The 14,285-nt window shown below is 69.9% G+C and carries 14 protein-coding genes; 11 read left to right on the forward strand and 3 right to left on the reverse strand.

Annotated elements, in window-relative coordinates:
* Positions 1-280: 280 nt before the first annotated feature.
* Positions 281-2,605 carry an MFS transporter gene (locus VM938_06240; GenBank protein ID HVF74630.1) on the reverse strand — a complete coding sequence of 775 codons (2,325 nt, stop codon included), beginning with the start codon at positions 2,603-2,605 and terminating at the stop codon, positions 281-283.
* A 429-nt stretch (positions 2,606-3,034) separates the two neighbouring features.
* Here VM938_06240 and VM938_06245 point away from each other — a divergent pair, with 429 nt between their 5' ends.
* Positions 3,035-5,071: an EAL domain-containing protein gene (locus VM938_06245; GenBank protein ID HVF74631.1), complete on the forward strand. Its 2,037-nt coding sequence runs from the start codon at positions 3,035-3,037 to the stop codon at positions 5,069-5,071.
* Between the two features lie 72 nt (positions 5,072-5,143).
* The gene (gene lepA / locus VM938_06250) at positions 5,144-6,943 is read left to right on the forward strand and encodes a translation elongation factor 4 (GenBank protein HVF74632.1); all 1,800 of its coding nucleotides are present in this window, start codon (positions 5,144-5,146) and stop codon (positions 6,941-6,943) included.
* A gap of 9 nt (positions 6,944-6,952) precedes the next feature.
* Here lepA and VM938_06255 read toward each other — a convergent pair whose 3' ends face one another.
* Positions 6,953-7,753 (reverse strand): hypothetical protein, encoded by an 801-nt coding sequence (locus VM938_06255; GenBank protein ID HVF74633.1) that lies wholly within the window; start codon positions 7,751-7,753, stop codon positions 6,953-6,955.
* A gap of 85 nt (positions 7,754-7,838) precedes the next feature.
* On the opposite strand from VM938_06255, the gene VM938_06260 reads away from it, so the two are divergent.
* The 9 genes from VM938_06260 to VM938_06300 all read left to right on the forward strand — a co-directional run bounded on the left by VM938_06260 (position 7,839) and on the right by VM938_06300 (position 13,371).
* Positions 7,839-8,504 carry a triacylglycerol lipase gene (locus VM938_06260; GenBank protein HVF74634.1) on the forward strand — a complete coding sequence of 222 codons (666 nt, stop codon included), beginning with the start codon at positions 7,839-7,841 and terminating at the stop codon, positions 8,502-8,504.
* Between the two features lie 179 nt (positions 8,505-8,683).
* Positions 8,684-8,812 carry a hypothetical protein gene (locus VM938_06265; protein ID HVF74635.1) on the forward strand — a complete coding sequence of 43 codons (129 nt, stop codon included), beginning with the start codon at positions 8,684-8,686 and terminating at the stop codon, positions 8,810-8,812.
* Positions 8,813-8,828: 16 nt separating this feature from the next.
* Positions 8,829-9,209: a response regulator transcription factor gene (locus tag VM938_06270; GenBank protein HVF74636.1), complete on the forward strand. Its 381-nt coding sequence runs from the start codon at positions 8,829-8,831 to the stop codon at positions 9,207-9,209.
* Between the two features lie 39 nt (positions 9,210-9,248).
* Entirely contained in the window at positions 9,249-9,566 is a 318-nt protein-coding gene (locus tag VM938_06275; protein ID HVF74637.1) for a hypothetical protein, read from the forward strand.
* 67 nt (positions 9,567-9,633) lie between these two features.
* A complete protein-coding gene (locus VM938_06280) occupies positions 9,634-9,903 on the forward strand; it encodes a histidine kinase dimerization/phospho-acceptor domain-containing protein (protein ID HVF74638.1) in 270 nt (89 codons plus the stop codon).
* 24 nt (positions 9,904-9,927) lie between these two features.
* Entirely contained in the window at positions 9,928-10,932 is a 1,005-nt protein-coding gene (gene hrcA, locus VM938_06285) for a heat-inducible transcriptional repressor HrcA (GenBank protein HVF74639.1), read from the forward strand.
* Positions 10,933-10,945: 13 nt separating this feature from the next.
* A complete protein-coding gene (gene dnaJ / locus VM938_06290) occupies positions 10,946-12,091 on the forward strand; it encodes a molecular chaperone DnaJ (protein ID HVF74640.1) in 1,146 nt (381 codons plus the stop codon).
* Entirely contained in the window at positions 12,078-12,755 is a 678-nt protein-coding gene (locus VM938_06295) for an RsmE family RNA methyltransferase (protein ID HVF74641.1), read from the forward strand. The genes dnaJ and VM938_06295 overlap by 14 nt, the downstream gene beginning before the upstream one ends.
* 67 nt (positions 12,756-12,822) lie before the next feature.
* On the forward strand, positions 12,823-13,371 hold the full coding sequence (locus tag VM938_06300) for a transcriptional regulator (protein HVF74642.1): 549 nt from the start codon (positions 12,823-12,825) through the stop codon (positions 13,369-13,371).
* 13 nt (positions 13,372-13,384) lie between these two features.
* On the opposite strand, the gene VM938_06305 is transcribed toward VM938_06300, so the two are convergent.
* Positions 13,385-14,263 (reverse strand): NAD-dependent epimerase/dehydratase family protein, encoded by an 879-nt coding sequence (locus tag VM938_06305; protein ID HVF74643.1) that lies wholly within the window; start codon positions 14,261-14,263, stop codon positions 13,385-13,387.
* Positions 14,264-14,285: the final 22 nt, after the last annotated feature.

Genomic DNA, 14,285 nt, shown 5'->3' on the forward strand with positions numbered 1-14,285 from the left:
CACCCGGGCCTGGATGGGCGAGGCCGTCGAGCAGGGCGGCGGGCAGGTGGTGCCCCTTGCCGAGGCCGAGGCGCTCTTCTGGTGCGACCCCTTCGCCGTCGAGCCCCTCCGCGACGAGCTCGCCACCGCGCCGCACATCACCTGGGTGCAGCTGCTGTGGGCGGGGGTGGAGCGCTTCGCCGCAGCCCGCCTGTTCGACGACGACCGCACGTGGACGTGCGGCAAGGGCGTCTATGCCGACCCCGTGGCCGAGCATGCATTGGCCCTCGGGCTCTACGGCCTACGGGACCTCCACGAGCGGACGGTCGCCCGTTCCTGGGGCCGCTACAGCGGGCGCACCCTTCTGGGTGGCCGCGTCACCATCCTGGGCGGCGGCGGCATCACCGAATCGTTGCTGCGCCTGCTCGCCCCCTTCGACGTTGAGGCAGCAGTCGTCAGGCGACAGCCCCAGCCACTCGCAGGTCGGGCACGCGTGGTCACGCCTGACCGGCTGCACGACGTCCTCGCCGGGGCCGACCTCGTCGTGCTCGCTCTCGCCCTCACCCCCGAGACCAAAGGCATCATCGGCGAGGCCGAGCTGCGGGCCATGGAATCTCATGCGTGGCTTGTCAACGTGGCGCGTGGCGAACACGTCGTCACTGCCGATCTCGTGCGCGCGCTGCACGAGGGCTGGATCGGCGGCGCCGCTCTGGATGTCACCGATCCCGAGCCGCTCCCGGAGGGGCACCCGCTCTGGGAACTGCCCAACTGCTTGCTCACCCCGCACACTGCCAACACCCCCGAGATGGCCCGCCCCCTCGTCGCTGCCCGCGTGCGCGAGAACGTCGAGCGCTTCGCGCACAACCGACCCCTCGTCGGGCTGGTGGACCCGGAACACGGTTATTGAGGCGCGCTCGGTCAGCAGCACCCGGCTCAACAACGCAGCCAGTAGGAACAGCGACCCGGCGACGGTGATGGCGTTGCGGGCGCCAAGGCTGGAACCCATCCACGCCGCCAAGCCGACGCCGCCCAGGAACGCGGTGTCGAGCACGGCCTCCGAAGCGGCGAACACCCGGCCGCGCAACTCGTCGGGAGTGCGCTCCTGCAACAGCGACTCGTAACAGACGGTGCCGATGGCGTTGCCCGCCCCGGCCAACAGCCACAGCACCAGGAGGACCATGACGGCGCCGACTTGGGCGGCGGCGACCACGGACACGCCGACGATGGCGACGCCCGCCCACAGCAGGTTCTCCCGCCGCCATTTGCGGGCCGCGCCCGGCGCCAGCACCGACCCGACGACCATGCCGATGCCCCACGCTCCGCCGATGAAGCCGAGCATCTCGGGCCGGGCGTGCAGCACCCGCAGCACGAACAGCGGCTCGATGGGCGATTTCACGGCGGCGGCCAGCATCACGATGCCCATGACCACGATGACGGCCCGGACGATGGGCGTTGTGCCCATGTAGCGGAAGCCCTCCCGCAGCTCGGCCACGGGGTGCCAGTCGTCGTCGCAAGGCGGCTGCGGCGGGAGGTGGACGCGGGCCACCAATAGGGCCGAGCCGATGAACGACAACCCGTTGATGAAGATTGCGGGCGCGAAGCCCAGTCGCGACACGAGGATGCCGCCCAGCATCGGGCCCACCATGACGGCGCCGTTGAACGTGGCGGCCACCAACCCGTTTGCCGCCACCAGTTGGTCCTGGTGCACGACGTTGGGGAGGGAGGCGTGCAGGGCGGGCTGGGCCAGGGCGCCGAGGACGCCGAGCGCCACCGCCACTGCGTAGAGGTGGGGGATCGTCGGCGTGCCGAACAGGAACAGCGACGCCACGGCGAGGCCGCGTAGCAGGTCGCTCATCATCATGACGCCCTTGCGGGGCAGGCGGTCCACCAGTGGCCCACCGACCGCGCCCATGAGGGCGGCGGGACCGACCTGGGCGACGAGCATGGTGGCGAAGGTCGCCGGGTTGGCATCGCGGCCCGCCAGGCTGGCGGCCACGGCGATGGTGTACACCCAGTCACCCATGCTCGACACGCCCTGGGCGAGCCAGAGCGACACGAAGGAGCGGTTGCGGCGCAGCTCCCGGAAGTCGCTGCTGCCCGTAGGCACGAGGCGCGACCCGCAGATCCGGTGCACGGCAATGAGGGCGCCGAGGACGATGAAGATGTCGCCGATGCTGAAGACGTTGTGCAGGGGGAACGACTCGGGCAGGGCGAAGATGTCGCCGAAGAACTGGATGCGGGCGTCAGGCAGTTCCGTGGAGTTCACGAAGCCGCCGCCGGCGGTCGCAGGCAGGCCCGCTGTGGCCAAGGCCCCTTCGGTGGCAGGCATCACCCCCCGGTTGGCGATCAGGGCCAGGATGTTGGTGCCGCTGCCCACAGCCACGATCCACATGCCGGGGATGTGGAGGTTGCCCGCCAGGTACCAGACACCCAGGGCGTAGCTGGAGAGGTTGAGGCCGGCGGCGATGTCGACCGGCAAGGGCGCCTTGAGGGCGATCAACTGCACGGCAAGCGCCAGGAGCAACACCGGCCAGCGCCGGAGCCGCAAGTCCGCGACTCGTCCGAGCTTCCCGCCCGCCAAGGGCACGCTGAGCAGCCCGAGGGCGAAGAGCGCGACGACGATCACCGGCTGGATATCGGCCGAGCCGTGCCCCGGCCTGAGGGGGAACCCTGAGGAGCCGGGCGGACAGGCGCGGCGACCGATGACACCGCGCCGGTTTTCCGCAGCCACGGGCTGCCGAAACGAGCCTTCCGGCGAACAAAGGACGCACCAAGCCGGGCAACGTTTGAGTGACTAGTCCGTGTGGGGGTTGCCACTAAAGGACGGCGGCGGGGTGGCCGAAGGATCAGGAGCGGCTCCCAGCGGGGGCGTCGCTATCGGGAGGAGGTCCCCCATGAAGGCTCGCCTTTTCAGGCTTGCCAGTGGCTTTGCCGGCCTTGCCGCAACCGTTGCGCTGCTCGGCGCTCCCCGGAAGTGGTAGGGGCACAAGCCCACTCGTAATCAACTGGCGGAACCGGGTGATGCTGGCACCCGGGCCGCAACCCTCTTCTTTTCGTGAAGGCCACGACCTTGGACCACATCCGTTTGCGCCTCGGCCGGTGGCAGCCGGTACACCGTTACGTGACGGTCGTCTGCGCGCTCGGGTTGGCGTCGTTGGCCGCGCTGGTGGCCCTCACCTTCTCCGACCTGACCGAGGCCTCACCCGGTTTCGTCGTCTTCTTCACCCCCCTCGTAGTGCTCGGGGAGCTCATCCCCATCAAGGTCGCCCGTCGCGACGGCGAGGAGCACATCACCGTCTCCACCACCTTCGCCTTCGCCCTGCTGCTCACCTCGGGCGCGGCCGCCGCGGTGTTGTCGCTCGCACTGGCGTCGCTGCTCGCCGATGCCATCCACCGCAAGCCGCTGTGGAAGGTCGCCTACAACGTCTCGCAGTTCTCCCTGTCGGTGAGCGCGTCCGCCGCCGTCCTCCACGGCTTGCGCCCCAACCTCATGGCCCGCAACGCCATCACAGGCGACGACCTGCCCGCTGTCGTGCTCGCCGCCATCGTCTTTTTCCTGGTGAACAACACCGTGGCGGGGACCGGCCCGGCGCTCGCCGAAGGCGCCTCCATCCGCAAGTTCCTCCGCCGCGACTTCCTCTTCCAAGCGGGCACGTCGGGCGTGCTGCTGAGCCTTGCCCCCATCGTGGTGGCCGCCTCGGAGAGCACGTTGCTGCTGGTGCCCCTGCTGCTGTTCCCCATCGCCGCCGTGCACAAGTGCGCGTCGATCCTCCTGGCCAAGGAGCACGAGGCGGCCCACGACCCGCTCACCGGGCTGCCCAACCGCACCCTGTACCGGGAGCGCGCCGAGGAGGCCATCGAGGAGGCCCGGGCCGCCGGCACCAATGTCGCCGTCATGCTGATCGACCTCGACCGGTTCAAGGAGATCAACGACACCCTCGGCCACCACATCGGCGACATCCTCTTGCAGCAGATCGGCCCCCGCCTGGAAGCGGTGCTGCGCCGGGAGGACACCATCGCCCGCCTCGGCGGCGACGAGTTCGCCGTGCTGCTCCACGACGTGACCGACCAGGCCACCGCCATGGACGTGGCCGACCGCATGCTCGAAGCCCTGGAGCAGTCCTTCAGCCTGCAACACGTGGTGCTCGACATCGACGCGTCCATCGGCATCGCCCTCCACCCTGAGCAGGGCGACGACATCGACACGCTGCTGCAGCGAGCCGACGTCGCCATGTACCTGGCCAAGGAGACCCGCAGCGGCTACCAGGTCTACAGCGCCGAGCGCGACCCCTACAGCCCCAAGCGCCTCACGCTGCTGCACGAGATGCGCCAGGCCATGGAGCAGGGGCAGTTCGTCCTGCACTACCAGCCAAAGGCCAACCTCGAGTCGGGCCGCATCATCGGGGTCGAGGCCCTCATCCGCTGGCAGCACCCCGAGCACGGGCTCTTGCCGCCCGACCTGTTCATCCCCATCGCCGAGCGCAGCGGCCTGTCGAAGCCGCTCACCCTCTACGTGCTCGACCAGTCGCTGGCCCAGGTGCGGCGCTGGCACGACGAGGGCTTCGAGATCGGCGTGGCCGTCAACCTGACGCTGCGCAACCTGCACGACCCGGCGTTCCCGCTCGACGTGGCCCGCCTGCTGGAAACGCACGGGCTGACCTCCCAGTGGCTCCAGTTGGAGATCACCGAGTCGATCGTCATGGCCGACCCCGTGCGGGTGCTCGGCGTGTTGAAGGCGCTGCGCGACATGGGCGTCGAGCTCGCCCTCGACGACTTCGGCACCGGCTATTCGTCACTGGCGCACCTCAAGCGGCTGCCGGTGCACGAGCTCAAGATCGACAAGTCGTTCGTCATGAACATGACCCGCGACGACTCCGACGCGGTGATCGTGCGCTCCACCATCGACCTGGCCCGCAACCTGCGCCTGCGCACCGTGGCCGAGGGCGTGGAGGACGAAGGCAGTTGGGACCTGCTCTCGGCGCTCGGCTGCGACGTGGTGCAGGGCTACTTCTTGAGCAAGCCGGTCCCCGCCGCCGAGCTCACCGTGTGGATGCGCGACCGCCGTCCCATGGAAGCCCTCCGCCAAGCCTGACCTTTGCCGGTTCTGGTCCGTTAATCCGGCGCCCACGCGCCGGATTAACGGACCAGAACGGGGGTTCGTACGATGGCGGGCATCGTGATCCCCCTCGACCGCTTACGAAACCTGTCCATCGTCGCCCACGTCGACCACGGCAAGAGCACCCTCTCCGACCGCATCCTCGAGCTGACGGGGGCCGTCGACGCCCGCGACATGCGCGAGCAGTACCTCGACTCGATGGACATCGAGCGCGAACGGGGCATCACCATCAAGGCCCAGAACGTGCGGGTCAACTGGAAGGACACGATCATCCAGTTGATCGACACGCCCGGCCACGTCGACTTCGGCTACGAGGTCAGCCGCAGCCTGGCCGCCTGCGAAGGCGTGGTGCTGGTGGTCGACGCCGCCCAGGGGATCGAGGCCCAGACCCTGGCCAACTGCTTCCTGGCCATGGAGTCCGACCTGGAGATCGTGGCCGCCCTCAACAAGATCGACCTGCCCGCCGCCGACCCCGACCGCTACGCGGCCGAGATCCAGCACGTGCTGGGCATCCCGGCCGGCGAGATCCTGCGCATCAGCGCCAAGACCGGCCACGGCGTGCCCGACCTGCTCGACGCCATCGTCGAGCGCATCCCGCCGCCCAAGGGCAATCGCGACGCACCCCTGCAAGGGCTCATCTTCGACTCGCACTACGACCAGTACCGGGGCGTCGTCAGTGCCGTGCGCATCGTCCACGGCACAATGCAGAACGGCCAGCGCCTCCGCTTCATGCAGGCGGGCGTCACCCACGACGTGGAGGAGATCGGCTTCCGTTCGCCTGTCCCCACGCCCACCGCCGGCCTCGGCCCCGGCGAGGTCGGCTACCTCATCGCCGGCATCAAAGACGTGCGAGAAGCCCGCTCGGGCGAGACCGTCACCACCGCCACAAACGGCGCCGCCGAGCCGCTGCCCGGCTACCGCGACCCCAAGCCCATGGTGTTCTGCGGCCTCTACCCGGTGGAAGGCGACGACTTCGCCGACCTGCGCGATGCGCTGGAGAAGCTGCGGCTCAACGACTCGTCGTTCACCTACGAGCCCGAGACCTCCGGTGCCCTCGGCTTCGGCTTCCGCTGCGGCTTCCTCGGCCTGCTGCACATGGAGATCGTGCGCGAGCGCCTCGAGCGCGAGTTCGACCTCGTCCTCATCGCCACCGCCCCGTCGGTGGAGTACATCGCCCACCTGGAGAACGGCAAGGTCGTGGAGGTCGACAACCCCTCCGAGATGCCCGACCCCCACAAGCTGGCCTCGGTGGAAGAGCCCTACCTCACCGCCACCATCCTCCTGCCCACCGAGTACACCGGCACCGTCATGGACCTGTGCCAGACCCGGCGGGGCGAGATGGTGAAGATGGAGTACCTGTCGCCTGAGCGGCTGGAGCTCGTCTACCGCATCCCCCTGGCCGAGGTGGTGGTCGACTTCTTCGACCAGCTCAAGTCACGCACCAAGGGTTACGCCTCCCTCGACTACGAGCCCTCCGGCTACCAGCCCGCCGACCTGGTGAAGATCGACGTACTGCTCAACAACGTGGCCGTCGACGCCTTCTCCACGATCATGCACCGCACCAAGGCCGACGAGTACGGCCGCAAGATGACCTCCAAGCTGCGCGAGCTGATCCCTCGGCAGATGTTCGACGTGCCCATCCAGGCCGCTATCGGCGGGCGCATCATCAGCCGCGAGACGGTCAAGGCCAAGCGCAAGGACGTCATCGCCAAGTGCTACGGCGGCGACATCAGCCGCAAGCGCAAGCTCCTGGAGAAGCAGAAGGAGGGCAAGAAGCGGATGAAAAACATCGGCCGCGTCGAAGTGCCCCAAGAAGCCTTCATCTCCGCCCTGCGCCTCGACGACTGACGGCGGGCGCTACCGCACGAACGAGAGCAGCCCGGCCTCCACGATGGCCCGCGAGAACGGCCGCACCATGGTGCGCAGCCGGTCGCAGTCGTCGGGGCCCAATGTCTCCCACGGCCGCAGCGCCAAGCGGTCGGTGGCCTCCTCGTAGCGGTCGCGCGCGGCGCGGCCCGCGTCGGTCAGCCCGCCGGCCTCGTCGATCCACCCCCGCTCGCGCAGCCATCCCTCGGCCTTCTCCCACTCCACGTCGGACCACCCCCGTGAACCCTGGAGGAACGAGCGGGGTACGTCGCCCGCCGCCGCGTGCATGACGAGGGCCTGGCACCCGTCGAGCCCTTCCACGAGCAACGCGGCGATGTGGCCGTCGCCGCGGTGCTCACGCAGCAGGGTGACGGCGTGCCACAGCACCAGGTGGGGCTGGTCGTCACTCGGCCACGGCAGCGAGGCGTGGCCTGCGTAGAGCGGCCGTCCGACCGCCTCGCACGCTTCGGCCGCTCGCCGGGCCAACTGGGCGGCCTCGACGGCGGCCGCCTGGTCGACGACGACCTCCTGCAGGGTGTGGTCGACGGCGTCGAGGCGCGCTTCGTGCCAAGCGGCGGGCGCCTGCTCCTGCCACACCCGGGGCACCGACTGCTCGACCAAACGGGGGGCGAAATTGAAGAAGGTGGCGACCACCACCTCGGCGGGCACCGGCCCCATCCCGGCCGCTCGTGTGGCGAAGTAGTCGAGTTGCCGGCTCTGCGGCGCGAAGTAGACGAAGGAGTGGTACGGCTCCAAGGTCCGGTACATCTTGCGGGCCACCACGGCGTCCATGCCTGCACTCTACGGGCCATGGTTGAACGTGGCCGTGCCCGGTTAGAGTGCCTCGCTTCAACACCCGACCAAATGGGGGGAAACCATGCGAAAGGTCCTGGGCCTCTTGGCCCTCTCGTCCATGCTGCTGCTGCCGTCGACGGTGACGCCACCGGCTGCTGCCGCACTCGTGCACGACCCGATCCTCTTCGTCCACGGCTGGAACTCGAACTCCAGCACCTGGACCACGATGATCGGCCGTTTCCAGGCCGACGGCTGGGCCTCGAACGAGCTCTACAACTGGCAATACAACACCAGCCAGTCGAACGCCACCACCGCGCAGCAGATCGCCACCAAAGTGAACGAGATCCTGGCGGCCACCGGTGCCACCAAAGTCGACATCATCAGCCACTCCATGGGCGGCCTGTCGTCGCGTTACTACTCCAAGAACTTGGGCGGCTCGGCCAAGATCGACGAGTGGGTCTCGTTGGGCGGACCCAACCACGGCACCGACACCGCCAACTTCTGCTTCTCGACGGCGTGCACGGAGATGCGGTTGAACTCCACGTTCACAAAGAACCTCAACGCCACCGACGAGACGCCGGGCACGCCCAACTACCGCACGTGGTGGTCGGCCTGCGACACCATCATCAACCCCGACTCCAGCGTGTCGCTGATCGGGGCCACCAACACGCAGACGGCGTGCATCTCGCACAGCGACCTGCACCAGGACGCCACCGTCTACGGCCAGGTGCGCGACTTCGTCGGGTAACTCCCGGATTGAGCCGGTCGGGTCGAATGTGGTGCGATCCGACCGGCTTGGCCGTATCCTTCGTCACAGGGTCGGTGAAGGGAGCAGGGATGGCGGTGACGTGCCCGATGTGCGCACTCGAGCTTCCGATGATGCCGGGGCCGTACACGACCTGCCCGCGCTGCGTCCCTGAACCCGACGTGGCGGGCCGCATCGCCGGCGAACTGGTCGAAGCGGCGTTGTCGCGAGCCGACGCCGCCACGTCACTGTCCCTGTTGTCGACGGCGGAAGCCTGGCGCAGCGTCGCCCGGGCCGCGGCCGAGCGTTAGCCCGCCCGCGCCCGCCGTGCGACCGATCACGGTCGTCGTCGCCGACGACGACGCCCACATCCGCGACCTCCTCCGCCTCCGACTCGACCTCGACGGTCGCTTCGACGTGGTGGGCGAGGCCGCCGACGGCGCCGATGCCCTCGACGTGCTGCGCCACCACCGCCCCGACGTCGTCGTGCTCGACATCGGCATGCCCCGCATGACCGGCCTGGAGGTGCTGGAGCACCTGCGCACAGAACTGCCCGAGGTCAAGGTCGTGCTGTTCACCAGCCTGCGCGACCCGGCGCTGCAGGAGTCGCCCGAGGCCGCCGCCGCCCACGCCTACCTGGAGAAGGGCGACATCGTGGGCAGCCTCATCCCCACGCTGGTGCGGTTGACCACGCCGGAGACCGGTTAGGACTCCCCGGATACCTGTTTGCCGTAAGGAGATTGCGTCATGGCCGAAGGTCACGAGCACCAGAAGGAATGGGAGGACCACACCCACGAGGCGCTGGTGCACACCCACCGCCATTACCACGTGACCCACAACCACAACCGCCTGGCCGGTGGCTTCGACCACCTGAGCTCCGAACACGAGCACGACCACGACCACGCCGAGACGACGCACGCCCATTACCCGCACGAGAACTTCGAGCACGAGCACCAGGGCGAGGCGCACGACCACGACCACGCCACACCGGTGAAAAAGGCGGCGGCCAAGAAGGCGCCGGCCAAGAAAGCCGCAACCAAGAAGGCGGCAACGCCCGAAGGCTGAGGCGCACCACATACCAGTAAGGTTCTTGCTTGCATCGCGAGCGGGAGCGATCGAGGAAGAGGCGCGCGTGGATGAGTGGTCGCCCGACCCGACGGCAGCAGTCGTCGCACACGGGCTCCTTAATTCGATGGCGATCATCTCCGGCGCCGCTCATACGCTCGCGGAAGCGTGGGACAACCTCGACGGCGATCGCCGGCGCCAGTTGCTCAACATGATCGGCGACCAAGCCGAGCACGTCAGCGAGCTGCTCGGCGACCTGGCCCGCGGCCTGCCCCCCGGCGTCCGCTACGAGCTCGACTCCCTCACCGAGGCGCACTCGCAGGACGCCCCCCGCTAGCACTCGTATCATCGAGTGCCAGCCATGTTGGACGAACGGAAGGCCGCCATCCTCCGAGCCGTCGTGGAGGGCTACATCGAGACGGCACAACCCGTGGGCTCCGCCCACGTGGCGCGCGCCACCGACATGGCCGTCTCGTCGGCCACCGTGCGCAACGAGATGGCCGTGCTCGAACGCGAGGGCTACCTGGTGCAGCCCCACACCAGCGCCGGGCGCATCCCCACCGACAAGGGCTACCGCTTCTTCGTCGACCAGCTTTCCGGGCCAGGCCCACTCGATCCCGGCAAGCAGCAACTTGTCCGTGACTTCTTCCGCAAGGCCCACGGCGAGATCGAACAGATGCTGCACGACACCTCCAAGCTGCTGTCGACGTTGACCGACTACGCCGCCGTGGTCGTGGCCCCCGCCCACGAGGGTGCCGCCGTGCGCTCCGTGCAACTGGTGGGGCTGGGGCCCCGGGTGACGCTGCTGGTCGCCGTGCTGGCCAACGGCGTGGTCGAGAAGCGCACCATCGAGTTGAAGGAAGAGGTGGGCGACGAACGGTTGGTCGCTGCGGGCGCCGTGCTGGCGCGCCACCTGGTGGGCCACACGCTGCGCGACTTGCCTGCTCGGGCCAAAGCGGGCGACCCGGCCGTCGACCAACTGGTGTCGGTCGCGCTCGACGCGCTGCGGGGCGTCGACCACCACGACGAGCCCGACTCGGTCTTCGTCGGGGGCGTGTCGCGCATGGCCAACGCCTTCGACGCCGTGGAGACGGTGCGCCAGGTGCTGAACACCCTGGAGCAGCAGTACGTGGTGGTGACCCTGCTCGAAGACGTGCTGGGCCGGGGGTTGTCGGTCGCCATCGGCACCGAGCACGGCCTGGAGCCGCTGTCGGAGTGCGCCGTCGTCGTGGCGCCCTACGAGGTCGAGGGAGAGCATGCGGGGGCCATCGGCGTCCTCGGGCCGACCCGCATGAACTACCCCGAGGCGCTCGCCGCCGTGGCTGTCGTCAGCCGCAGGCTGGGCGCGCGCCTCTCCGAGGGATAAGAAGGACGCCCTGATGGCCACCGACTACTACGAGCTTTTGGGCGTGTCCCGCACCGCCTCCGACGACGAGATCAAGCGGGCCTACCGCAAGCTGGCCCGGGAGCTGCACCCCGACACCAACCCCGACCCCACGGCCGAGGAGCGGTTCAAGGAGGTGACGCTCGCCTACGAGACGTTGCGTGACCCCGAGCGCCGCCGGCGCTACGACACCTTCGGCCCCGAAGGCATGCGGGGCGCGGGCGGGCCGTCGGCCGACGACATCTTCGGCGGTGGCGGCGTGGGCGGGCTGGGCGACCTGTTCGACGCCTTCTTCGGCGGCGGCTCGCCCTTCGGGGGCGGCGCCGGGAGCGCACGCGGCGCACGCGGCGGCCCCCCTCGGGGCCACGACGTGGAGATGCGGCTGCACCTGGCGTTCCGCGACGCCGTGTTCGGCGCCCAGCGCGACATCACCGTGATGCTGCCGGTGCCGTGCTCGACGTGCAGTGGCACGGGCGCCCGTCCCGGCACCACGCCCGCCCGCTGCTCGCAGTGCCAGGGCACCGGCGAGATACGCCGGGTGCGCCAGTCGATCCTGGGCCAGATGGTGACGGCGTCGCCGTGTACCCGCTGCGGTGGCACGGGCGAGGAGATCGCCAGCCCGTGCGGCGACTGCCGAGGCGAGGGACGCCGCCACGAGGAGCGCACGCTGTCGGTGGAGGTGCCTGCGGGCGTCGACGACGGCACCACCTTGCGCTTGACCGGGCGAGGGGCGGCCGGGCCTCGGGGCGGCCCGTCGGGCGACCTCTACGTGCACATCACCGTGCAGGCCGACGAGCGCTTCCAGCGCCAGGGTTACGACCTTGTGCACGAGTTGCACGTCCCCCTCACCCAGGCCGCGCTCGGCGTGCACCTGCCGTTCGAGACCCTCGACGGGACCGAGGACCTGGTAGTGCCCGCGGGCACCCAGACGGGGCGCGTGTTCCGGCTGCGAGGGCGGGGCGTGCCCCACGTCGACGGACGGGGGCGGGGCGACCTGCTCGTGCGCGTCGCCGTCGACACGCCGACCGGGCTGAACAAGGCCGAGGAAGACCTGTTGCGCCAGTTCGCCGCCTCGCGGGGCGAGGACGTGGCACCGGTCGACGTCGGGCTGTTCTCCAAGATCCGCAGTGCGTTCAAGTAGCGCCCACGTCTTCGTCGACGACCTGGACGCGCCCGACCTCGATCCCGACGACCGCCACCACCTGAGCCGGGTGCTGCGGCTGCGGGCGGGGGAGACGGTGTCGGTGTCCGACGGGGCCGGCGGCTGGCGGCCGTGCACGTGGCGGGGCGACGGTTCGGTGGAGTGCGCGGGCGAGGTCGTGCGCGACGAGCGGCCCGCGCCTGCAGTGACGGTGGCCTTCGCCCCCGTGAAGGGCGATCGCCCGGAGTGGGTGGTGCAGAAGCTGACCGAGCTCGGCGTCGACCGCATCGTGCCCGTGGCGACGGCCCGCGGGGTGGTGCGGTGGGGCGACCGGGCCGAGCGCAGCTTGGAACGGCTGCGCCGGGTGGCCCGGGCCGCAGGCATGCAATCGCGCCGTACGTGGCTGCCCGAGGTCACGGCGATGGTGCCGTTCGCCGACGTGGTGGCGTGGGAGGGCTGCGCCTTGGCCGAGCCGGGGGGCGAGCCGCCCACCTTGGCCCGGGCCGTCTTGTTGGTCGGGCCCGAGGGGGGATGGGCGCCCGAAGAGCTGGCCGCCGAGGTGCCGCGGGTGGGCTTGGGGCCCACCGTCCTACGAGCGGAAACCGCTGCGGTGGCGGGCGCTGTCCTGCTTTGCGCACTTCGTTCCGGACTGCTCAAAAGCTGATTTCACACTCGGTGGTTTTCTTTACGCTCCGTGAGCAGTACCCTGGAGTCCCGGAAGGGGGTCACACGTGAACGACGAACAGATGTCGGCCAACTACGCGCAACGAGTGGGCGATCGGCTGCGGGCAGTGAGGAAGCAGAAGCGGCTCTCGCTGCAGGCGGTCGAGGCTCAGTCGCACCAAGAGTTCAAGGCGTCCGTGCTCGGCGCCTACGAGCGCGGTGAGCGGTCGATCTCTGTGCCCCGGTTGCAGCGCCTGGCCGCGTTCTACAGCGTGCCCGTCGACCAACTCCTGCCCCGCGACATCGCCGGCGTGGCCACGGCCGCACCTGCGCCTGCCACGCCGACGACCTCCGAGGTGCGTACCGCTGCGGGCGCTGTCGACGACGACGGCGGCCGGGTGACCATCGACCTGACCCGGCTCGACGGCGTGAGCGGGCCCGAGCGCGACCTCCTGCGCCGGTACCTCGGCATGATCCAGGTGCAGCGCCAGGACTTCAACGGCCGCATGCTCACCATCCGGGCCGACGACGTGCGGGCCATCGCCTGCTTGTTCGACCTGTCGGCCGAAGGCATCCGCCGCCGGCTCGACGACCTCGGCCTCCGCCTCAACGCCTGACGGCCGGCTCGTCCTAGGCCGTTCGGCGCAGCCCTTCGGCCAGGTCGACAGTGGGCTGCCAGCCCAGCACCTCGCCGATCCTGGTGACGTCGGCGCACGTGTGCGGCACGTCGCCCGCCCGTGCGGGCAGGAACTGCACGTCGGTGCCGCCTGCCGCCTTGACCACGTCGAGCACGGTGGTGGCCCGGCCCGAGCCCACGTTGAGGATGCCGGTGGCGTCGCTGTCGAGGCCGGCCAGGAAGGCGCCCGTCACGTCGCCCACGTAGACGAGGTCGCGCGACTGGGTGCCGTCCCCGTAGACCACCGGGCGGGCGCCGTTGCGGAGGGCGTCGAGGGTGCGGGGCACCAGTTGGGCGTAGGGGCCGTCGGGCGACTGGCCCGGCCCGTACACGTTGAACAGGCGCAGGCTCAGGGTGGACAGGCCGAACAAGTCGGCGTAGACCTCGGCGTAATGCTCGCCCGCCAGCTTGGAGACCGCGTAGGGGGAGGCCGGGGCGGGGCGAGCCGTCTCCGGCGTGGGCAGGGTGGCGGCGGCGCCGTAGACGCTCGACGAACTGGTGACGACCACGCGGCGGACGCCCGCCTGCTTGGCCGCTTCGAGCACGCAGAGCGTGCCGTGGCTGTTGACCCGGTCGGTGTCGAGGGGCTGCGAGACGCTGCGGGGCACGGCCCGGAGCGCCGCCAGGTGGGCGACGGACGTGACCCCCTGCATGGCTTCCTTGACGGCGACCGCATCGGTGATGTCGCCCACGACGAGCTCGGCTTCGGCGGGCAGGCGCTCGGCGCGGCCGCTGGAGAGGTCGTCGAGGACTCGCACGCGGTGGCCCTGCGCCAATGCGGCGGCGACCAGGTGGGAGCCGATGAAGCCGGCACCGCCGGTGACGAGCAGCATGTTAGGCAAGCCTAATATGGCG

The sequence above is a fragment of the Acidimicrobiales bacterium genome (genome assembly GCA_035536915.1).
Taxonomy (GTDB): Bacteria; Actinomycetota; Acidimicrobiia; order Acidimicrobiales; family JAHWLA01; genus JAHWLA01.